This window comes from Halomonas sp. H5, assembly GCF_050613175.1.
GTDB classification, from domain to species: domain Bacteria; phylum Pseudomonadota; class Gammaproteobacteria; order Pseudomonadales; family Halomonadaceae; genus Bisbaumannia; species Bisbaumannia salifodinae.
Map to the genome: position 1 here is coordinate 3,209,168 of NZ_CP192510.1, position 19,114 is coordinate 3,228,281.

15 protein-coding genes are annotated in these 19,114 nt (G+C 66.3%); 8 read left to right on the forward strand and 7 right to left on the reverse strand.

The window, feature by feature from the left end:
- The first annotated feature begins 43 nt into the window (after positions 1-43).
- From ACQ1W9_RS14810 to ACQ1W9_RS14820, 3 genes are all read left to right on the forward strand, one after another.
- Positions 44-298, forward strand: coding sequence for a hypothetical protein (locus tag ACQ1W9_RS14810; RefSeq protein ID WP_431024061.1), 255 nt, complete (start codon positions 44-46; stop codon positions 296-298).
- Positions 299-418: 120 nt separating this feature from the next.
- On the forward strand, positions 419-838 hold the full coding sequence (locus ACQ1W9_RS14815) for a GFA family protein (RefSeq protein WP_431024062.1): 420 nt from the start codon (positions 419-421) through the stop codon (positions 836-838).
- A gap of 95 nt (positions 839-933) precedes the next feature.
- Positions 934-1,410, forward strand: coding sequence for a peroxiredoxin (locus ACQ1W9_RS14820; protein ID WP_346063910.1), 477 nt, complete (start codon positions 934-936; stop codon positions 1,408-1,410).
- Positions 1,411-1,477: 67 nt separating this feature from the next.
- Here the strand turns inward: ACQ1W9_RS14820 and ACQ1W9_RS14825 are convergent, their stop codons facing one another.
- The 4 genes from ACQ1W9_RS14825 to ACQ1W9_RS14840 all read right to left on the reverse strand — a co-directional run bounded on the left by ACQ1W9_RS14825 (position 1,478) and on the right by ACQ1W9_RS14840 (position 8,042).
- Complete coding sequence (locus ACQ1W9_RS14825) at positions 1,478-2,425, reverse strand: AraC family transcriptional regulator (protein ID WP_431024063.1); 948 nt, start codon at positions 2,423-2,425, stop codon at positions 1,478-1,480.
- A 75-nt stretch (positions 2,426-2,500) separates the two neighbouring features.
- Positions 2,501-4,591, reverse strand: coding sequence for a caprolactamase subunit alpha (gene capA / locus ACQ1W9_RS14830; RefSeq protein ID WP_431024064.1), 2,091 nt, complete (start codon positions 4,589-4,591; stop codon positions 2,501-2,503).
- Between the two features lie 19 nt (positions 4,592-4,610).
- On the reverse strand, positions 4,611-6,356 hold the full coding sequence (gene capB, locus ACQ1W9_RS14835; protein ID WP_431024065.1) for a caprolactamase subunit beta: 1,746 nt from the start codon (positions 6,354-6,356) through the stop codon (positions 4,611-4,613).
- Between the two features lie 339 nt (positions 6,357-6,695).
- Positions 6,696-8,042: a purine-cytosine permease family protein gene (locus tag ACQ1W9_RS14840; protein ID WP_431024066.1), complete on the reverse strand. Its 1,347-nt coding sequence runs from the start codon at positions 8,040-8,042 to the stop codon at positions 6,696-6,698.
- A 149-nt stretch (positions 8,043-8,191) separates the two neighbouring features.
- On the opposite strand from ACQ1W9_RS14840, the gene ACQ1W9_RS14845 reads away from it, so the two are divergent.
- Positions 8,192-8,821, forward strand: coding sequence for a GNAT family N-acetyltransferase (locus tag ACQ1W9_RS14845; RefSeq protein WP_431024067.1), 630 nt, complete (start codon positions 8,192-8,194; stop codon positions 8,819-8,821).
- A 112-nt stretch (positions 8,822-8,933) separates the two neighbouring features.
- On the opposite strand, the gene arfA is transcribed toward ACQ1W9_RS14845, so the two are convergent.
- The 3 genes from arfA to ACQ1W9_RS14860 form a co-directional block, all read right to left on the reverse strand.
- Positions 8,934-9,074, reverse strand: a complete 141-nt coding sequence (arfA, locus tag ACQ1W9_RS14850) for an alternative ribosome rescue factor ArfA (protein ID WP_146802390.1) — start codon at positions 9,072-9,074, stop codon at positions 8,934-8,936.
- Positions 9,075-9,154: 80 nt separating this feature from the next.
- Positions 9,155-9,991 carry a uroporphyrinogen-III C-methyltransferase gene (gene cobA, locus ACQ1W9_RS14855; RefSeq protein ID WP_431026454.1) on the reverse strand — a complete coding sequence of 279 codons (837 nt, stop codon included), beginning with the start codon at positions 9,989-9,991 and terminating at the stop codon, positions 9,155-9,157.
- 65 nt (positions 9,992-10,056) lie between these two features.
- On the reverse strand, positions 10,057-12,795 hold the full coding sequence (locus tag ACQ1W9_RS14860) for a molybdopterin-dependent oxidoreductase (RefSeq protein ID WP_431024068.1): 2,739 nt from the start codon (positions 12,793-12,795) through the stop codon (positions 10,057-10,059).
- A gap of 592 nt (positions 12,796-13,387) precedes the next feature.
- On the opposite strand from ACQ1W9_RS14860, the gene ACQ1W9_RS14865 reads away from it, so the two are divergent.
- The 4 genes from ACQ1W9_RS14865 (at position 13,388) to nirB (ending at position 19,105) form a co-directional block, all read left to right on the forward strand.
- The gene (locus tag ACQ1W9_RS14865) at positions 13,388-13,987 is read left to right on the forward strand and encodes an ANTAR domain-containing response regulator (protein WP_346063914.1); all 600 of its coding nucleotides are present in this window, start codon (positions 13,388-13,390) and stop codon (positions 13,985-13,987) included.
- Positions 13,984-15,063 carry a CmpA/NrtA family ABC transporter substrate-binding protein gene (locus tag ACQ1W9_RS14870; RefSeq protein ID WP_431024069.1) on the forward strand — a complete coding sequence of 360 codons (1,080 nt, stop codon included), beginning with the start codon at positions 13,984-13,986 and terminating at the stop codon, positions 15,061-15,063. Before ACQ1W9_RS14865 ends, ACQ1W9_RS14870 begins: the two co-directional genes overlap by 4 nt.
- A gap of 177 nt (positions 15,064-15,240) precedes the next feature.
- Entirely contained in the window at positions 15,241-16,536 is a 1,296-nt protein-coding gene (locus tag ACQ1W9_RS14875) for an NAD(P)/FAD-dependent oxidoreductase (protein ID WP_431024070.1), read from the forward strand.
- A 1-nt stretch (position 16,537) separates the two neighbouring features.
- On the forward strand, positions 16,538-19,105 hold the full coding sequence (nirB, locus tag ACQ1W9_RS14880) for a nitrite reductase large subunit NirB (protein WP_431024071.1): 2,568 nt from the start codon (positions 16,538-16,540) through the stop codon (positions 19,103-19,105).
- Positions 19,106-19,114 lie beyond the last annotated feature (9 nt).

The following is a 19,114-nucleotide window of genomic DNA, read 5'->3' on the forward strand; positions in this document are numbered from 1 at the left end:
TTCGCGCCACGTCCCGGCCTCCTGACCCAAGGAGACCGCAAGAATGGCAACCCTAACGATCGCCCGGCGCCTGCTGACCGCCCTCCGCCAGCGCCTGACCCGGCGCCGCCATTACGCCGAGCTGCGCGACTACGACCCTCGCCTGCTCAGGGATATCGGCCTGCGCTGGGAGCGTGGCCATCTGGTCGCCTTCGACGCCGAGTCCGAACGCGTGCCTGAGACCGCACAACGTCGCCAGCGGGCCGAGACCCGCGACGCCCATGAGACCTGTCCCCGCTGCGGGAGCCGGTTGACGTAGATGCGGCCCCGGTCACAGGAAGTGACCGGGGCTTCCTTATGGGGCGGTGAACTACACTGCAAGGCCAAGCCCCTTTCACCAAGCCCTTATCAACAAACCCCTATCAAGGAGGAGACCACGATGTCGATGACCGCCAGCGGACGCTGCCTGTGCGGCGCCGTGACCCTGGAGCTGAGCCTGGGCAACGCCAAGGTGGGCGCCTGCCACTGCAGCATTTGCCGTACCTGGGGCGGCGGGCCCCTGCTGGCCCTGGAGTCGGTGGAGGCGATGACCCTGCATGGCGAGACGCATATCAGTACCTACGCCTCCTCGGAGTGGGCCGAGCGCGGCTTCTGCCGCCGCTGCGGCACCCACCTCTTCTACCGCCTCACCTCCGGCGAGCATGTCGCCGTGCCGGTGGGTCTGATCGACGACGGCCGCGCCTGGCGCTTCGAGGCCGAGATCTTTATCGACGAGAAGCCCGCCTTCTACGACTTCGCCAATGCCACCCACAAGATGACCGGCGCCGAGGTCTTCGCCGCCTTCGTCCAACAGGAGTAGCCCCGGGCTTCGCCGGGAGGCGCCGGCCCTGCTACATTGGTCCCGCCAGGGCGCGCCCTGGTCCCGCGATTTCACTGACGAGAAGGATGTCCGACATGAGCCTTGCCATCGGCGACAAGCTGCCCAACCTGACCCTCAAGACCAACGGTGCCCAGGGCCCCGAGGATATCGACACCGATGCGCTCTTCGCCGGCAAGAAGGTGGTGCTCTTTGCCGTGCCCGGTGCCTTTACCCCCGGCTGCTCCAACACCCATATGCCGGGCTTCGTGATCAAGGCCGACGAGATCCTCGCCAAGGGCGTGGACGCCATCGTCTGCACCTCGGTCAACGACGCCTTCGTGATGGACGCCTGGCAGAAGGACCAGAACGCCCAGGCCATCACCATGCTGGCCGACGGCAGCGCCGATTTCGCCGAGGCCATCGGCCTGAGCAAGGACCTCACCGCCGCCGGCCTGGGCGTGCGCAGCCAGCGCTATGCGCTGATCGCCAACGACGGCGTGGTGGAGTACCTGGGCGTCGACGACAAGGGCGTCGACAAGAGCAGCGCCGAGACCATCCTCGCCCAGCTGTAACGAACTACCGCGAGTCCCCGAGGGCCGGCGATCGCCGGCCCTCGGGAGCAATAGGTCTCGTCTCGGGCTAATCGACCAGTATACGGCGACGCATCTCACTGGCAGAGCAGCCGAACTGGCGGCGGAAGGCACGACAGAACTGGGCCTGGTCCGAGAATCCCCAGCGGTAGGCGATCTCGCCAATGGTGATGCCACAGGCCGCATCGCAGAGGTCTCGGCGTGCCGCCCCCAAGCGCTGGCGACGAATCCATTCGTTGACGGTATGGCCGGTCTCGGAGAAAAGTTTGTGTAGGTAACGCAGCGAGATACCGCAGTGGGCCGCCACCAGAGCAGGATCCAACTCAGGGTTGCCGAGCTGACTAGCGATAAAGCGCTCGATACGCATCAGGTGAGCCGTCTTGAGGTGGGATTGATCGCTATTCAGTACTCGCTCGTCCTGCTCGAGTACCAGAGACAGCATGCCTAACGCCTGCTCGAAGAGTCGATTGCGATCCCCCAGTGAACACTCTTCGTATCGCTCGGCACAGATCATCAGGAACTCGACGAAGGCCCGCCCCATCCCCTTCTCGGCGTCGAAACAGTGCTGAGAGTAACGCTCAGGACGCCGCACCCGATGCTGCATCGCTTTGCCGGGCACCTTGAAGACCCACATGGCATTGCGATGCTCATAACCGAAGCGGTAGGGTGCATCCCCCTGCTCGACGATAAAGCCGCCGGGGCGGCAGCGCAGGGTACGCCCGTGCTGATCGAAATAGACGCTGGTGTGCTGGGGAATGGTCACCAGAAAGGAAGACTCGCTGTCATCGGCGATCTGCGTTTCATTGCGGGCGTATTCCAGACGATCGGAACACAGCCGAGATAGGGAAAAGCGGTCGTTATCCGCCTTCCACACTTTGAGAGAGCCCTGAAACCCGCCTTGGTCGTCACCATAGTTCAGCGTCAGTGGGAAATAGGTCGCCGATACCATGCGAGACCACTGATCCCGCGCCTCGATGGCCTGTGCCTCTAGAGTCATGGGTCACCTCGTCACTCTTGTTGTTATGAGGCCGGGGGGCGCCAATGCGCCCCCACGTCTTGCCATCCATGAGCCTTATGCGCCCTCGTCTGGGGTCAACAGATAAGTGGCCGCGCGAGTCAGACTCGCCTGCCAGCCGGGCGGTATGACGATATTGGTCGTCGGTTCCTCGATCACCGCCGGTCCGCGAATGCAGAGATCCGGGTCGAGCCTCTCGCCATCGTAGACCGGGGCGGGCGTCCAATCGCCACTCTCGTCGAAGAGCATATCACGCTGTCCCTTGCGTGCCTGCTCCAGATCGATACTACGCGGCGCGAGTTCCGGCATCCGCGGTGGCGCCACCCGTCCTACCGCCGAGCACTCCAGGTTGACCAGCTCGATGGCACTATGTGGCTCACTATAGGAATAAAGTGCCTCATGGCGATCATGGAAGGCGGCCTTGAGATTTTGCCAGCCCTGAGCATCCAGACGATCGAACTGCAGCTCCACGGTGCATTCGTGGATCTGGCCAAGGTAGCGAATCTCGAGTCGATAGTGACAGTCGATCTCGTTACGTTCGAAACCATCCTGCCGCAGTTGCTCCACCCCCAGGTCTCGCAATGTCGCTAAGCGCTCATTGAGTACCTCGCGATGAGCCTCATCCTCATCTAGGGGCAACGGCAACGAGGAAAGCTTCTCGTACTGAACATTGGAGATGATCTGACCAAAGGCGCACAACCCCGAGGCGACCTTCGGCACCAGCACCTGGCGAATCCCCATCTCGTCGGCCAGGCGGACTAGGTGCATACCGGCAGCGCCACCGGCTCCGATCAGGGCGAAATCGCGGGGATCATAGCCTTGTTCCACCGAGACACGGCGAATGCCGTTGACCATGTTGAGATTAACCAGCGTCGAGATACCGAAGGCGGCCCGCTCTACGCTGATTCCCAGCGGCTTCGCCACTTTGTCATATATCGCCTGATAAGCCGCCTCGCGATCCAGACACACCGTGCCGCCCAGTACCGCATCCGGGTTCAGGTAACCGAGCACCAGGTTGGCGTCGGTGACCGTGGGCTCCCGTCCCCCCTTGCCATAGCAGACCGGTCCGGGGGTCGCCCCGGCACTACGTGGCCCCACCTGGAGCATGCCCTGATCGTTAAGGTGTGCGATGGATCCCCCGCCCGCGCCCAGGGTCTCCACCTGGATCATCGGCACGCCGATGCGGTAGCGCAGGAAATCTACGTCCTTGCTGAAGTTGGTCTGTCCCCCCCGGGTCAGGGTGATGTCGAAGGAGGTCCCCCCCATATCCACAGTGATGACGTTGTCGATCCCGAAGGGCCGCGCCACGTGAAGCCCAGCCTGGGGGGCCGACGCAGGACCGGAGTTGATGGCGGTCACGGCACGCTCGCTCATCATCTTGCCCTGGGCCAGGCCACCATTGGACTGGAAATACTGTACCGGATGGCGTGCTCCCAGCTCCTCGAAGAGGGCATCGATGCGCGACACATAGCGCTGCATCACCGGGCTAAGGTAGGCATTGACCACCGTCGTGGAGGTCCGGGTATATTCGCGCACCTGGGGATAGACCTCACTGCCGGCACACACGAACACTCCGGGTAGCAGCTCGCGGACCAGGGCCAGGGCGCGGGCCTCGTGATCCGGGTTGGCCACCGACCAGAGGAAGGAGATCGCCACCGCCTCGACCCCCTGGTCGCGGAAATAGCTCAACGCCTCGCGAATCGCTGTTTCATCGAGAGGCTCACGCTCGCGGCCATCGCTCAGGATACGCCCTCCGATCGGGCGCCTCAGATGGCGCGGCACCAGCATATGCGCCGGGGGATACTCCGGATCGTAGCGGTAACCATCTTCCTTGTGACCAAGCCGAATCTCCAGGCTATCCTCGTGCCCCGCGGAACAGAGCAGCCCCACCTTGACGCCCTGGCGCTCGATCAAGGCATTCAGGGCGACGGTGGTTCCATTGATGCAAAGATCGGCATTGGCGACGATCTCGGCGGCGGGCTTGCCCAGAGCGTCGGCGATCTGTGCCAGGCCGGCGCGGATCGCCTTGGTACCATCCTCCGGCGTGGACGGACTCTTGAACAGCCGCACCCGGCCTTGCCGATCGGCGATGATGAAATCCGTAAAAGTACCGCCGGCGTCGATGCCCAGTCGATAATCATGTTTCATTGTTGTGTCCTCCTCAGGATCAGCCGGCTTGGCGCTGTTGGCGGGTAGCCTCGATGTCGAGTTCACCACTGGCAGTCACGATCACCCCGTAGTCGAGCCGGGCCCCCTCGCGAGACACCAGGCCATTCTTTACGTCATCGAGCACCTCTTCCACGGGGCGTGCGAAGGGATTGCCGAAGCCCCCGCCACCGGGGTTGATATTGACCACCCGCTCTCCAGGGGCGACCTCGAGCATGGCGTTATGGTCATAGGCGGTCTCGCTGCCGTCGCCATGACGATGAACCAGCCGCCCCAGCTTGGGCTCGATCAGGGTATTGCGGGCCCCTGCGGCACCGGCGGTGGGATACTGGCGTCCCTCACCGAAGGCGACGGTCGTCATCACGTGGTCCAGGGGCTCGATCTCCAGCCAGGTGCCGGAGCCGCCGCGTCGCTCGCCGGCGCCGCCACTGTCGGTCACCAGGCCATAGCGATGAATCAGGATCGGATAGGAGTACTCCAGCAGCTCGATATCCCCCGACATCAGGGCACCGAAGCAGCACAGCGGTCCGCGGGAGTGCCAGCCATCCATGCCGCGGGTCGCCCCCGCACCGGAGATGATCGAGGCCAGTACCATGGTGACGTACTGGTCATCGCCACGCCTTGGGTCCCTGCCGGCGATATTGATGCCGCTGGCGTGCCCCCAGGAAGCGCTGACCCGGTCTGGGGCGGCCTGCTCGAAGGCCAGGCGTACCGCGTCGGTCAGGGTCTCCATGGGGGTCGTGGTGCAGTTAGCATGAGGGGCCGGCTCGGAGGCATTGCACAAGGTTCCCGGTGGCCCCATGTCGACGCTGACGCAGCGATAGAGCCCCTCGTTATAGGGCGGCGGTAACTGGGCGAACATCATCAGTCCCAGCAACACCCCGGACATCGAGTTGCCCTCGTAGGAGTTGATGAAATAGGGCACCTGGGGCGGGCTATCAATGCGAATCGCTACTTCATCGTCGCGCACCGATACATGGGCTGTGATCTCGAGATCACCGAGACCATGGCCGGAATCCTCCAATTGGGCCGTGCCAAGGTAGTCACCGTCTGGTACCTGGCGAATCAGGCTGCGCATCTGGCGATCCGCCATGGTCTTGAGTTCGGCAATGGCGGCCTTGACGGTATCTACCCCATAGCGTTCCAGCAACGCCAGCAAGTGACGCTCACCCACGCGACAGGCGCCGTACTGAGCGTTAAGGTCGCCTTCCTGACTCTCGCGTGCCCGCATATTGGTTAGCAGCAGGTTGATCACGTCCTCGCGCCGCCGTCCCTTCTCCCACAACTTGACCGGGGGAATGCGCAGCCCCTCCGCATAAATCTCCTTGGCATCCGGGTTGTAACCCGCCGGCACGGGGCCACCGATATCGGTAAGGTGGCCCTTGCACACCGTCCAGAACACCAGCTCGCCTCGAAAGAAGACCGGCTTATACATGCAGCAGTCGATGATATGGCTGCCCTTGTAGGCCGGGTCGTTGTGGTAGATAACATCACCCTCGGCGATATCCTCGCCGTAGAAGCCCGCCACGGCCTTCATGGCAGGAATCAGGGAGCCCAGGTGAATCGGGATGTCCTGCCCCTGAAGGATCATTTCTGGCAGGTGGTCGAAAAGGGCATTGGAGTAGTCGTGGGCCAGATTGAAAACACTGGAGCGGCCGGTCTTCTCTAGGGTCAGGGTCATCTCGCGCTGGGCAGTCTCCAGCGCCCCCCTGACCACGGCCAGCGTGATAGGATCAATGGTCGACATATGGGACTCCGATATTGTCGTTGTGAGCCTTGCGATATCACGACACTCGTCGATGACACCGATGGCCGAGGCCATGCCCCTTACACTACGGACCGACAGGGGCCGGAGCTTGCCGCCTGACGAGCCGTGAATTGTCACTCAGTGCACTCTCGGCTAGCCAAGTCGGAGTACGCTGAGTGTCAATCCCCAGAAGGTCTCAAAGGTTAAGGTGGTTCCGAGTGACACGCCGCGTGGAGAGCCGTGTCACGCCTCGATTTGCCGCCTTAGGACGGCCTTTTTCATAAAGAAACCGCTGCCGAAACCCAAGGGCTTCGACAGCGGCATGAGCTTTATCGGCTACTACTTAAGCAAGGCAGCCATATACCAGGTCGGTTTGGCTCGACGAAGTCCCAGCTCGTAAAGAAGGCAAGAGCAGATAAAGGTGGCCGGCGCCGATAGTCCAGCCTGGCTTGGAAGATGCATCAGCACTACCCCCACCAGGATCGCCCCACCCCAGGCTATCAGCCCATAGGGGTTGAAGGCCGGAATATGGGCATTATCGAGTTCGATATGTCCCTGAAAACGACTCCGATAGGTGGGTGATAGAATATGCGTCAGGGCCACGCCGACCCAAGCCACTACAAAAACGCCCTGATAGGCCAGCGCCTGGAGCAGATAGGCGAAGACATCCGCCATCATCAACCCATAGGCCATAGCACCGATCAGGCAACCTGCCAGCACCTTTCCCAGCCTCCATCCCGTGACCTTACGCACCAAGGATTCGAAGTTGACCGTGGCGAGATAGAAGTTAGCGGTATTGATGCGGCTCTGCGTCACCCATACCAGCAGCAGCCCGCCGACGCCCATCAGCTCCAGAAGCCCCAGCACGATAGAGGCCTCGGACAGCCCTTCGATGGGTATCATGGCATCGAGCAGAATACCTACCACTCCACTGAACAGGAAGGTCACCAGATAGAAAGGTACCCCGAAGGTAATCCGAGCATGAAAGCGTGCATCCTTGGGGCGACCAAAACGCGCATAGTCGAAGGTAAACATCATCAAGACCCAGACGCCCATGTAGTAGGAAAAGGTGTGCAGCCACCCCCAAGTAGAGACGCCGCCCTCCGGCACTCGTGATAACCAACCGTTGGGATAACCGAACTCCGAGATTGCCATGCCAACGGCAATAAGCACCCCCACCACATAGACCGGCAACAGTATCCCGTTGAACTTGTCCAGCCAGTGCTGCACGCTGCCGAAAATCAGGGAGACTCCCAGCGCCACCACGATGGCGGTCGCCATTTCCATGGAAAGCACACCACTCCATTCGGCCAGTACTAGGGCCATTACATAGCCTTCGAAAACGGCATAGTAGAGCGCCGTCGCGAAAAAGATCAGCGTCGCAACAATAGCTCCGAAGTGACCAAACAATATCTTTGAGAATAGCGCCACGGTCAGACCGGTTCGCATGGAATAGCGACTGATTACCGAATTAATTCCTCCATAGGCCAGAACCGTTAATACGATACCGATTAAAGCATTGGCAGTACCATAGGTACGCGCCATCGCCGCAGCGACCACCAGATAGAAGATGGCACTGCAGACCGCCCACCAGGCCATCATCAAGTTGCCACGGGGCATGCGCCCGGATTCCGGCACTGGCCCCTCGGCATAGTCGAGATCGATCTCTTGTTCTCGCTGGGTCATTTGGCTTACCTTTTTTATGCTTGTTATCCAGGCCGGCAACGAAGGGTGTAGCGCTGCCTTCGCTCGATACAGCGCCTGGTTTCACCCTACTCAGCGGAGGAGGACTCGGCTTGCCGGCTAGAGCCTCATGAATTGGCATTCAGGGCACCATGTCATCCGAGAATTTTCTTATCGAACCCGAGACGTCACGCCTGCGGCTGCGCCAGTGGCGGGAGGGCGACCTGGCGCCCTTCGCCGCCCTCAATGCCGACCCCGAGGTGATGGCGCACTTCCCGGCGCCGCTGAGCCGCGCCGAGAGCTATGCCATGGCCACGCGTATACGCGGGCTGATCGCCGAGCGGGGCTGGGGGTTCTGGGCGGTGGAGGTGAAAGCGGAGGCGTCCTTACAGGCGTCCTTACAGGCGTCCTTACAGGCGTCCTTACAGGCGTCCTTACCGGCGTCCTTTATCGGCTTCGTGGGGCTGCATATTCCCCGGGACGACCTGCCCTTCGCGCCCTGCGTGGAGATCGGCTGGCGCCTGGCGCGACCCTATTGGGGGCACGGCTATGCTCGGGAGGCAGCCGAGGCCGCCCTGGCGGCGGCCTTCGACTCGCTGGGGCTCGACGAGGTGGTCTCCTTCACCAGCCTCGACAATCGCCGCTCCCGGGCGGTGATGGCGCGGCTCGGCATGCGCCACGACGGCACCTTCGAGCACCCCGCCCTGCCCCCGGGCCACCCGCTGCGCCCCCATTGCCTCTATCGGCTGGGTGCCGCCGCCTGGCGCGGCGCGCGCCGCTGATCGACCCGACGCCAAGAATCGACGAGGCCCTCCATGGAGGGCCTCGTGGGGAAGTGTGACGTCGGGGTAGTGCAGGGTAGTGGCAGAACAGGCGCCTGGCGAAACGGCCGGTTCAGGCCGCTTGGCGAGGCGCCCGCCCCTTGCGGGAGTAGCTGCCCTTGCCCTTCTTGGGGATCTCGCGCCGCTGCTTGAACAGCGGGGTGCGTAGCGTCGCCTTGAGGGCGTTATCGCGAATCTTGCCGGTCTTCTTCATCGAGACACTCCTTGGATGACACAGGAGGCGAACACCGCCTCCCGGCGCCCCTGGGACTGTAATCGTGCCCGGGGGTTCCCTCACTCCTTCGCCACCCCGGCCTCGACCACCAGGCGCTGCCGCTGCGCCGCCATCCGCACCACGCTGCCCACCAGGATCAGGCAGGGCGAGGGCAGCGGCTCGGCCGCCAGGCGTGCGGGCATATCGGCCAGGGTGCCGATCAGCGCCCGCTGCTCGGGCAGGCTGGCGTTGGCCACCAGCATGATCGGCCAGTCGTCGGGCAGGCCGGCGCCGCGCAGGCCGGCACAGATCGCCTCGACCTTGGCCAGGCCCATATAGAACACCAGGGTCTCGTCGCGACGCGCCAGCGCCGCCCAGTCGGGCTCGCCATCCACTCGGCACAGTTGGGCGGTCACCAGGCGCAGCTGCTGGGCATGGGCGCGGTCGGTGAGGGGAATGCCCAGGCCCGCGCAGGCCGCCGAGGCGGCGGTGATGCCGGGCACGATCTCGCTGGGCACCCCCGCCGCATCGAGGGCGGCGAGCTCCTCGCCCATGCGCCCGAAGACCCCGGGGTCGCCGCCCTTGAGGCGCACAACCGACTTGCCCTGCCCCGCCAGTTCTACCAAGAGCTCGCCGATCTCCGCCTGGGGCACGCTATGGTGGCCACTCGCCTTGCCCACGTAGTAACGCTCCCGGTGAGCAGGAATCAGCGCCAGCACCTCATCGCCCACCAGGCGGTCGTAGACCACCGCATCGGCCTCGCCCAGCAATCGGGCGGCCTTGAGGGTCAGCAGCTCCGCCGCGCCGCTGCCGGCCCCCACCAGATAGACGCTGCCGGGGCGACAGTCACCGCCCAGGGCCGTGCCCTTTCGGTGGTCCGCGCCATCGGTCCGCCAGGGGGCGGTGGCACCGATCATCCGGGCCAGGCCGCGCAGCGGCGCCAGCAGGGCGTCCCATGACAACCGGGCCTTGATACTCGGGTTCAGGGTTCGCATGGGAGGCTCTCCTCTTTGGCGCACGCGTCGCGGTGCTCTTCGATCAGGGATTTCAACTCGGGAATGCAGCTGCCGCACTGGGTGCCACAGGCCAGGCGGGCGCCCAGCGATTCGACGCTGGCATCACCGCCGCGGATCGCCGTGACGATGGCCTTCTGGCCCACCTGGTGGCAGCTGCACACCACCGGGCCGCTATCGGCGGCGCCATCGTCGCACCCCGCCAGCAGGCGGCGCCGACGCTCGGGGGCCAGGGCCTCGCCGTGGGCGGCCTCGGCGAAGCGTTCGTCGAGCCAGGCCAGCCCCGGCAGCTCGGCGGGGGGACCCACCATCAGCCACCAGCGCAGGCGACCGTCCTCGATACCCGCGGCGCGCAATCGCCCGCCGGCGGGGTCCTCCAGCCACAGCGCCGCGGCCACCGGCAGATGGTGCGCGAGCCAGGCCAGCCAGTCGCGATCGGCGCTCTCGGGGGCCCCGGCCAGCTGCCAGCGCTGGCCATGGGCCAGGGGGATACGCGCCCAGTAGGCGGCATCCGTGCACCAGTCGGGGGTCACCGCCAGGTCATCGGCCACCAGCAGGGTCGCCTCCCAGGCGATGGGCAGGGGCTCGAGGGCCACGGCGCCGTGCTTGGACTCGGGCTGCCCGGAGAGTGGGTCGAGGTGGGCCTCCAGCAGGCTGCCCATGCGCGCGCTCCCGCTGAAGCGGTCGCTCCAGTGCATGGGCACGAACACCTCGCCGCGGCGCTGCCCCTTGGTGAGCCGCACCCGCCCGAGATAATCGCCACCGGCACCGGTGAGCCGCGCCAGTTGCTGGTCGCCGACGCCCAGCGCCAGGGCATCCTCGGGGGTGATCTCGATAAAGGGCTCGGCGCGGTGGTTCATCAGCCGCGGCGCCCGGGCGGTGCGGGTCATGGTGTGCCACTGGTCGCGGATGCGCCCGGTGTTGAGGCGCAGCGGCCGCGCATCAGAGAGCGCCTGCTCGGGCTCCCGCGGGCGCACCGCAATCAGCCGGGCCTGGCCGTCCGGGGTGGCGAAGCGGCCGTCCTCGAAGAGCCGCACGGTACCCTGGGGCGCGGCGGCATTGACCGGCCACTGGATGGGCGCCAGGGCGTCGTAGGCATCCCGGTCCAGCCCGGCCAGGCCGGAGATATCGAATAGCCGCTTGCCCTTATCCTGGGTGTCAGAAGGGTTCTCGAAGCCGGAGAGCCGGGCATGCTCATCGAAGATCTCCGCCGGGTGCGCATAGTCGAAGGCCTCGCCATAGCCCAGCCGCCGGGCCACCTGGGTGATGATCCACCAGTCGTGCTTCGCCTCCCCGGGCGGCGGCAGCAGGCCCCGCTGGCGGGAGATGCGCCGCTCGGAGTTGGTCACGGTGCCGTTCTTCTCCGACCAGGAGGAGGCCGGCAGCACGATATCCGCATAGGCCAGCAGGTCGGTGTCGGCCACGCACTCGGAGACGATCACCAGCGGGCATTTCTCGAGCGCCGCCCGCACCCGGTCGGCCCGGGGCAGGCTGACCGCCGGGTTAGTGGCCATGATCCACAGCGCCTGGACCTCGCCCCGCTCGATGGCCTCGAAGAGTTCCACCGCCTTGTGCCCGGGCCCCTCGGGCAGGCTCGGGGTGAGCGACTCGGTGGCCCAGAAGCGGGTCACCCGGTCGAGGGCCCCCGGGGTGTGGTAGTCCATATGGGCGGCCAGCTGGTTGGCCAGGCCGCCCACCTCGCGGCCGCCCATGGCGTTGGGCTGGCCGGTGATCGAGAAGGGCCCGGCCCCGGGCAGGCCGAGCTTGCCGCCGGCCAGGTGGCAATTGATGATGGCGTTGCACTTGTCGGTGCCGCTGGAGGACTGGTTGATGCCCTGGGAGTAGAGGCTTACCACGTGTAGCTGGCTGGCGAACCAGTAGTAGAAGGTCTCCAGGCGCTCCGGATCCAGGTCGCAGTCGGCAGCCACGGCGGCCACCGAGCCGTCCTCTTCCCGGGCCGCGGCCAGGGCCTCCTCCAGCCCCTGGGTGTGCTTCTCCAGGTAGACCCGATCGAGCTTGCCCTTGTCGGCCATCCAGGCCAGCAGGCCGTTGAACAGTCGGGCGTCGCTGCCGGGTCTGAGGCCCAGGTAGAGGTCGGCGATCTCGCAGCTGTCGGTGACCCGGGGGTCGATCACCACCACCCGCATCAGCGAATTGCGGGTCTTGGCCACCTTGAGGCGCTGGTAGAGCACCGGGTGGTTCCAGGCCAGGTTGGAGCCCACCAGCACCACCAGCTCGGCCTCCTCCAGGTCCTCGTAGCAACAGGGCACGGCGTCGTCCCCCAGGCTGCGCTTGTAGGCGGCCACCGCCGAGGCCATGCACAGCCGCGAGTTGGTATCCAGGTGCGGGGTGCCGAGGAAGCCCTTGAACAGCTTGTTGGCGACGTAATAGTCCTCGGTGAGCAGCTGGCCGGAGAGGTAGGCCGCCACGGCGCCGGCGCCGTGCTCGCTTCGGGTCGCCGCCAGGCGGTCGGCCACGGCGGAAAGCACCGTCTCCCAGTCCACCTCGGCGCCGTCGACCCGGGGCCGGGTCAGGCGGCCCTGGTGGCCGAGGGTCTCGTGCAGGGCCGAGCCCTTGACGCAGAGGCGGCCATAATTGGCCGGGTGCTCGCTGTCGCCGCTGACGCCGACGATCCGCTCGCCCTCCAGTTCCGCCAGTACGCCGCAGCCGACGCCACAATAGGGGCAGGTGGTTCGCGCCTGATGCATAGGGTTGCCTCTTGAAACGACGATGGCGCCCTCCCTCGGCCGCTAAGCCGTGGGCAGGACGCCATTGTCGTGTTCGCTGAACTGCTGATATCGATAGGACCGCCATTGGTCCCGGGTTACTTCCTGGTAAGCAAGGCGTATGCCACAAGACCGTATAATCGTCATAACCCACTGACTGGCCAAGGCATTATGGAGAACGACCAGGCCCCTGGATTACCCCGGTCGCGCCCCCACGCACCACCACAAGGCACCCATTGACGTCACTGCACCCCGGCAGCGCAATCCCGGCCATCCCATGGCGGTGCCAGCCTTCGCCAAGCGGCAAATATGCAGACCGCTCCCAAGGCTATCGCTATTGGAATGACGAGGGGCGCTGGGGACAGGACGGAGCGGGGGTTTTTTGCCAGGGATGGCAAAAGTAGCGCCCAGGGAGGGGTTCACAGCGCCCCGCGACGACCTGCCCCCAGGGTAGCCCCGGGACTCCTGCAGAATGCGTGTGGCTGCGATAGCACGGGTTTCCCCGCCCCGATCCCCGGCCAGCTGGAACGCTTATTGCAAGGCAATAAGACCTTAGCTTCCCGCGAGTCCCGTTATGTCCCCACCCACGTCCCTGAAGATATTGCTGGTCGACGACGAAGTGGTGCGCGCCGCCATGGTGGAGGAGGCCCTGACCCACGAGGGACACCGGGTGATCTGCCGCCTGGCCAGCCCCGCCAGCCTCAACGAGATGGTGGCCCGCCATGCCCCCGATGTGGTGATCATCGATATGGAGTCCCCGGACCGGGACACCCTGGACAGCATGGCGCTGCTCAATCGCGAGAACCCGCGCCCGGTGGTCTTCTTCGCCGATCAGCACGACCCGGACACCCTCCAGGCCGCCCTCAAGGTCGGGGTCAGCGCCTATGTGGTGGACGGCCTGGTGCCCGGCCGGGTCAAGCCGATCATCGAGGTGGCCATCGCCCGCTTCGACGCCTTTCAGTCGCTGCGCCGCGAGCTGGACAAGACCCGCAACCAGCTCAGCGAACGCAAGCGCATCGAACGCGCCAAGGGGCTGCTGATGAAGCACCAGAACACCGACGAGGAGCAGGCCTACCGCATGCTGCGCAAGCTGGCCATGGACCGTGGCCAGCGCATCGCCCAGGTGGCCGACAACGTCATCGATATCCTCGAACGCCTGGAGAACGGCCTATGACCTTCCTACCGGATGCCGAACGTCCCGACCTGACCCTGGGCTTCGTGCCGCTGCTGGATTCGGCCCTGCTGGTGATCGCCCGGGAGGCGGGCTTCTTCGCCGACCAGGGCCTGGACGTGACCCTGGCCCGCCAGAACACCTGGTCGACCCTGCGCGACAAGGTGGCCGCCGGCCTGCTGGACGGCGCCCAGATGCTCGCTCCCCTGCCGCTGGCCATGAGCCTGGGACTGGGCCGGGCCCCCTGCGAGACCCTGGCCCCGGTGACCCTGTCCCGCAACGGCAACGCCCTGGTGCTCTCCGAACGCCTCGCCGAGGCCAGCCACGCCCATCTGGCGGTGGACCCGGCGCGCGGCGCCTGGGCCCTGGCCGCGGCCCTGCCTACGCTGCCCCGGCCGCCGCGGCTGGCCATGGTCTACCCCTACTCCTGTCAGCACTATCAGCTGCGCCACTGGCTCGACCTGGGCGGCCTCGATCCGCAGCATGACGCCGAGCTGGTGGTACTGCCGCCGCCGCGCATGGTGGAGGCCATGGAGGCCGGCGAGATCGACGGTTTCTGCGTCGGCGAGCCCTGGGGCAGCCTGGCCCAGCACCGCGGTGCGGGACGCATCGTCGCTACCGGCGCCCAGCTGTGGCCGGAGGCTCCGGAGAAGGTGCTGGGGGTGACCCGTTCCTGGGCACGCTGCTATCCGGCCACCCTGGCGCGACTGATCGTCGCCCTGCAGCGGGCCGGCGACTGGCTGGCGGAGGACCCCGGCCATGCCCGCCGCACCCTGGAGTGGCTGGCCCTGCCCCCCTATCTGGATCGCTCGGTGGCCCACCTCTCGCGGCTGGCCCTTAACGAGGCGCCAATGCAACAACGCCTCGCCGGCAGCCTGCGCCCCGATCCCCAGGCCGCCGCCGGCTTCGCCGAGCACCTGGACCAGGCCCTGCGCCGCGAGGGACGCCGCCTGGACCTGGCCGGCCTGCGGGCCTGCCATGACCCCGTGCATTATGACGCGGCCCTGCACCAGGCGGGTGCAGACGATGCCGAAGGTGACGCACCCCCGGCCCCACATCCGAATAGCAACCCTATGTAATCACGTAAAAATTCGGCTTATCCCGGCATCTTGGCCGGGTTCTTGAAGGTCCTTGACCAGTACGGGGCATCAACGGCGATTGCCTCGACACGATTCAAGACAACGGCGTCTTCCCCTGGCCTTCGGGCCTGAGGAAGGCGCCGTTTTTGGTTTTCGGCATGGACAGGAGGTGCCCCCATGGCCCCTTGCATAGCCCAGCGAACCCCGGACGATCCCCTGGTGATCATCGGCAACGGCATGGCCGGCCACCGGCTGGTGGAGGCCCTGATCAAGCGGTCCGACCGCCCCGCGCGCATCATCGTGCTGGGCGAGGAGTCCGCCCCGGCCTACAACCGCATCCTGCTCTCCCCCTGGCTGGCCGGTGAGATGGCCCGCGACGCCCTGACCCTGCGCGACACTCGTTGGTATGCCGACCAGGGCATCGAGCTGATCCTCGGGGAGCGCGTCACCCATATCGACCGCCAGGCCCGGCGCCTCACCACCGATGCCGGCCGTCACCTCGACTATGGCCGCCTGGTGCTGGCCACCGGCTCGCGACCGGCCATGCCGACGGTGCCCGGCATCGACCTGGCGGGGGTGCACGGCTTCCGCGACCTTAACGACGCCGAGGCCCTGATGGCCGCCGCCGATACCGGCGCCGAGACCCTGGTGGTAGGGGGTGGCCTGCTGGGCCTGGAGGCCGCCGAGGGCATGCGCAAGCGCGGCGCCCGGGTCGGCGTCCTGCAACGCGCCGACCGGCTGATGAACCGCCAGCTCGACGCCACCGCCGCCGCCCTGCTGGAGGACGAGCTAGGCGGCCGCGGCCTCGCGATCCACACCGGCGCGCGCCTGGCGCGGCTGGAGGACGATGGTCGCGGCCGGGTGGCGGCGGTACACCTGGAGGACGGGCGCCGCCTGACCGCCGACTGCGTGGTGATCGCCGCCGGTATCGCCCCCAATACACAACTGGGCGAGGCCGCTGGCCTGGTCATGGGACGCGCCATCCGGGTCGACGACTTCCTCACCAGCTCCGACCCGCATATCCATGCCCTCGGCGAATGCTGCGAGTTCGCGGGCCACACCTACGGCCTGGTAGAGCCGATCTGGCGCCAGGTGGAGGTGCTGGCCGCGCGCCTGTGCGGCGAGACCACGCCCGGCTACCGGGAGGCCGCGACCGCCACCAAGCTCAAGGTCAGCGGCATCGCCCTCTACGCCTTCGGCCCCACCGAGGCCGACGCCGACCACGAGGTCCTCGTCTATCACGACCCCGACCAGGGCGACTACCGCCGCCTGCTGCTGCGCGACGGCCGCCTGGAGGGCGCGGTGCTCTATGGCGATACCGCCATGGGCCCCTGGTACTTCGCCCAGGCCCAGGCCGGCCGCGATCTCGGCGCCTGCCGCCCGGCCCTGCTGCTGGGCGCGGCCGATGCCGACGCCCTGCTCGACGACCCGAATTCCACTACCCAGACCCGCCCCGTGAAGGAGGCCGCATAACATGTCCACGCAACAGCAGTTGATCATCATCGGTAACGGCATGGTCGGCCACCACCTGGTCGAGCAACTGGTCGAACGCGGCGCCCATCAGCGCTATGCCATCACCGTGTTCGGCGAGGAGCGCCACCTGGCCTATGACCGGGTGCACCTCTCCGAGTACTTCGCCGGCCGCGATGCCGAGTCGCTCGCCCTCTCCACCGGCGACTACTATGCCGAGCACGGCATCGAACTGCGCCTGCACGAGGCCGTCACCGCCATCGACCGCGACACGGGTGAGGTGGTCACTCCCCAGGGCCGCTACCCCTACGACCGCCTGGTGCTGGCCACCGGCTCCTACCCCTTCGTGCCGCCGATTCCCGGCAACGACCGGGAGGGCTGCCTGGTCTACCGTACCCTGGATGACCTGGACGCCATCCGCGCCGCGGCGGAAAACGCCGCCACCGGGGTGGTGGTGGGCGGCGGCCTGCTGGGCCTGGAGGCGGCCAATGCCCTGCGTGGCCTGAATCTCGACACCGCCGTGGTGGAATTCGCCCCCCGCCTGATGCCCATGCAGGTCGACAGCGAGGGCGGCGAACTGCTGCGCGAGAAGATCGAGGCGCTGGGCGTACAGGTGCTGACCGAGCGCGCCACCCAGCGCATCGAGGACGGCGAGGCCGGCCAGCACCGCATGGTGTTCCAGGACGACAAGGTGCTGGAGGCCGACCTGATCGTCTTCTCCGCCGGCATCCGCCCCCGGGACGAACTGGCCCGCGACAGCGCCCTGGAGCTCGGCAAGCGCGGCGGCGTGGTCATCGACGACCGCTGCCTGACCAGCGACCCGGCGATCCTGGCGGTCGGCGAGGTGGCCCTCTGGAACAACAGCATCTTCGGCCTGGTGGCCCCCGGCTACCAGATGGCCCGGGCCGCCGCCGACACCCTGATGGCCGACGCCCTCGACCGCGAGGCCGAGACCTTCGGCGGCGCCGATATGAGCACCAAGCTCAAGCTGCTCGGCGTCGACGTGGGCGCCATCGGCGATGCCCACGGCGACCGTACCCCGGGCGCACGGATGTTCCGTTACCTGGACCAGATCAAGCAGGAGTACCGCAAGCTGGTGGTTTCCGGCGACGGCAAGAAACTGCTCGGCGCCATGCTGGTGGGTGACAACACCACCTACGACACCCTGATGCAGTACTACGCCAACGGCATCGAGCTACCCAAGGATCCCGCCTCGCTGATCCTGCCGAGCAGCGAGGGGGCGCCGGCGCTGGGCCCCGACGCCCTGCCCGAGACGGCCATGATCTGCTCCTGCCATAACGTCACCAAGGGCGACGTCTGCGCCTCGATCGACGGCGGCGCCGCGGACCTGGGCAGCGTCAAGGGCGCGACCAAGGCCAGCACCGGTTGCGGCGGCTGCGCGGCCCTGCTCAAGAGCGTGGTCGAGCACGAACTGGAGAGCCGCGGCGTCGAGGTGGACCGCTCGCTCTGCGAGCACTTCGCCCATACCCGCCAGGAGCTCTACGACATCGTCCGCGTCGAGGGCATCAAGACCTTTAGCGAGCTGATGGCAACGCACGGCAACCCCGCGACCCACGGCCTGGGCTCTCCATCAGCCCCAAGACTCGGCTCTCTATCAGCCCCGAGGCTCGGCTGTGATATCTGCAAGCCGGCGGTGGCCTCGATCCTCGCTTCCTGCTTCAACGAGCCGATCACCGACGCGGCGCATATCCCGCTGCAGGACACCAACGACACCTTCATGGCCAATATGCAGAAGAACGGCACCTACTCGGTGGTGCCGCGCATCGCCGGCGGGGAGATCACCCCGGACAAGCTGGTGGTGCTGGGCCAGGTGGCGCAGAAGTACGACCTCTACACCAAGGTCACCGGCGGCCAGCGCATCGACCTCTTCGGCGCCCGCCTGGAGGACCTGCCGGCGATCTGGGGCGAACTGATCGAGGCGGGCTTCGAGACCGGCCACGCCTACGGCAAGTCATTGCGCACCGTGAAGTCCTGCGTCGGCAGCACCTGGTGCCGCTACGGCGTGGACGACAGCGTGGGCATGGCGATCAGGCTCGAGCATCGCTACAAGGGCCTGCGCTCGCCCCACAAGATCAAGCTCGCCGTCTCCGGCTGTACCCGGGAGTGTGCCGAGGCCCAGAGCAAGGACATCGGCGTGATCGCCACCGAGCACGGCTGGAACCTCTACGTCTGCGGCAACGGCGGCATGCGCCCGCGCCACGCCGAGCTGTTCGCCACCGACCTGGACGACGAGGCACTGATCCGCACCATCGACCGCGTGCTGATGTTCTACGTGCGCACCGCCGACCGCCTGCAGCGCACCTCGGTGTGGCGCGAGAACCTCGAGGGCGGACTCGACTACCTCAAGGCGGTGATCCTGGAGGACAGCTTAGGCATCAATGAAGAGCTCGAGCGCCAGATGCAGGCGGTGGTGGACACCTACGAGTGCGAATGGGCCAACGCCGTCAACGACCCGGAGAAGCTCAAGCGCTTCAGAAGCTTCGTCAACGACAGCCGCCCGGACCCGGACATCATCTTTACCAGCGAGCGCGGCCAGCTGCGCCCTGCGTGAGGAAATGGC

What these genes read in the sequence shown, in the direction of transcription:
- ACQ1W9_RS14810 (WP_431024061.1), top strand. Translation starts at nt 44, where the DNA reads ATGGCAACCCTAACGATCGCCCGGCGCCTGCTGACCGCCCTCCGCCAG.
- ACQ1W9_RS14815 (WP_431024062.1), top strand. Translation starts at nt 419, where the DNA reads ATGTCGATGACCGCCAGCGGACGCTGCCTGTGCGGCGCCGTGACCCTG.
- ACQ1W9_RS14820 (WP_346063910.1), top strand. Translation starts at nt 934, where the DNA reads ATGAGCCTTGCCATCGGCGACAAGCTGCCCAACCTGACCCTCAAGACC.
- ACQ1W9_RS14825 (WP_431024063.1), bottom strand. Translation starts at nt 2,425, where the DNA reads ATGACTCTAGAGGCACAGGCCATCGAGGCGCGGGATCAGTGGTCTCGC.
- capA (WP_431024064.1), bottom strand. Translation starts at nt 4,591, where the DNA reads ATGAAACATGATTATCGACTGGGCATCGACGCCGGCGGTACTTTTACG.
- capB (WP_431024065.1), bottom strand. Translation starts at nt 6,356, where the DNA reads ATGTCGACCATTGATCCTATCACGCTGGCCGTGGTCAGGGGGGCGCTG.
- ACQ1W9_RS14840 (WP_431024066.1), bottom strand. Translation starts at nt 8,042, where the DNA reads ATGACCCAGCGAGAACAAGAGATCGATCTCGACTATGCCGAGGGGCCA.
- ACQ1W9_RS14845 (WP_431024067.1), top strand. Translation starts at nt 8,192, where the DNA reads ATGTCATCCGAGAATTTTCTTATCGAACCCGAGACGTCACGCCTGCGG.
- arfA (WP_146802390.1), bottom strand. Translation starts at nt 9,074, where the DNA reads ATGAAGAAGACCGGCAAGATTCGCGATAACGCCCTCAAGGCGACGCTA.
- cobA (WP_431026454.1), bottom strand. Translation starts at nt 9,991, where the DNA reads ATGATCGGTGCCACCGCCCCCTGGCGGACCGATGGCGCGGACCACCGA.
- ACQ1W9_RS14860 (WP_431024068.1), bottom strand. Translation starts at nt 12,795, where the DNA reads ATGCATCAGGCGCGAACCACCTGCCCCTATTGTGGCGTCGGCTGCGGC.
- ACQ1W9_RS14865 (WP_346063914.1), top strand. Translation starts at nt 13,388, where the DNA reads ATGTCCCCACCCACGTCCCTGAAGATATTGCTGGTCGACGACGAAGTG.
- ACQ1W9_RS14870 (WP_431024069.1), top strand. Translation starts at nt 13,984, where the DNA reads ATGACCTTCCTACCGGATGCCGAACGTCCCGACCTGACCCTGGGCTTC.
- ACQ1W9_RS14875 (WP_431024070.1), top strand. Translation starts at nt 15,241, where the DNA reads ATGGCCCCTTGCATAGCCCAGCGAACCCCGGACGATCCCCTGGTGATC.
- nirB (WP_431024071.1), top strand. Translation starts at nt 16,538, where the DNA reads ATGTCCACGCAACAGCAGTTGATCATCATCGGTAACGGCATGGTCGGC.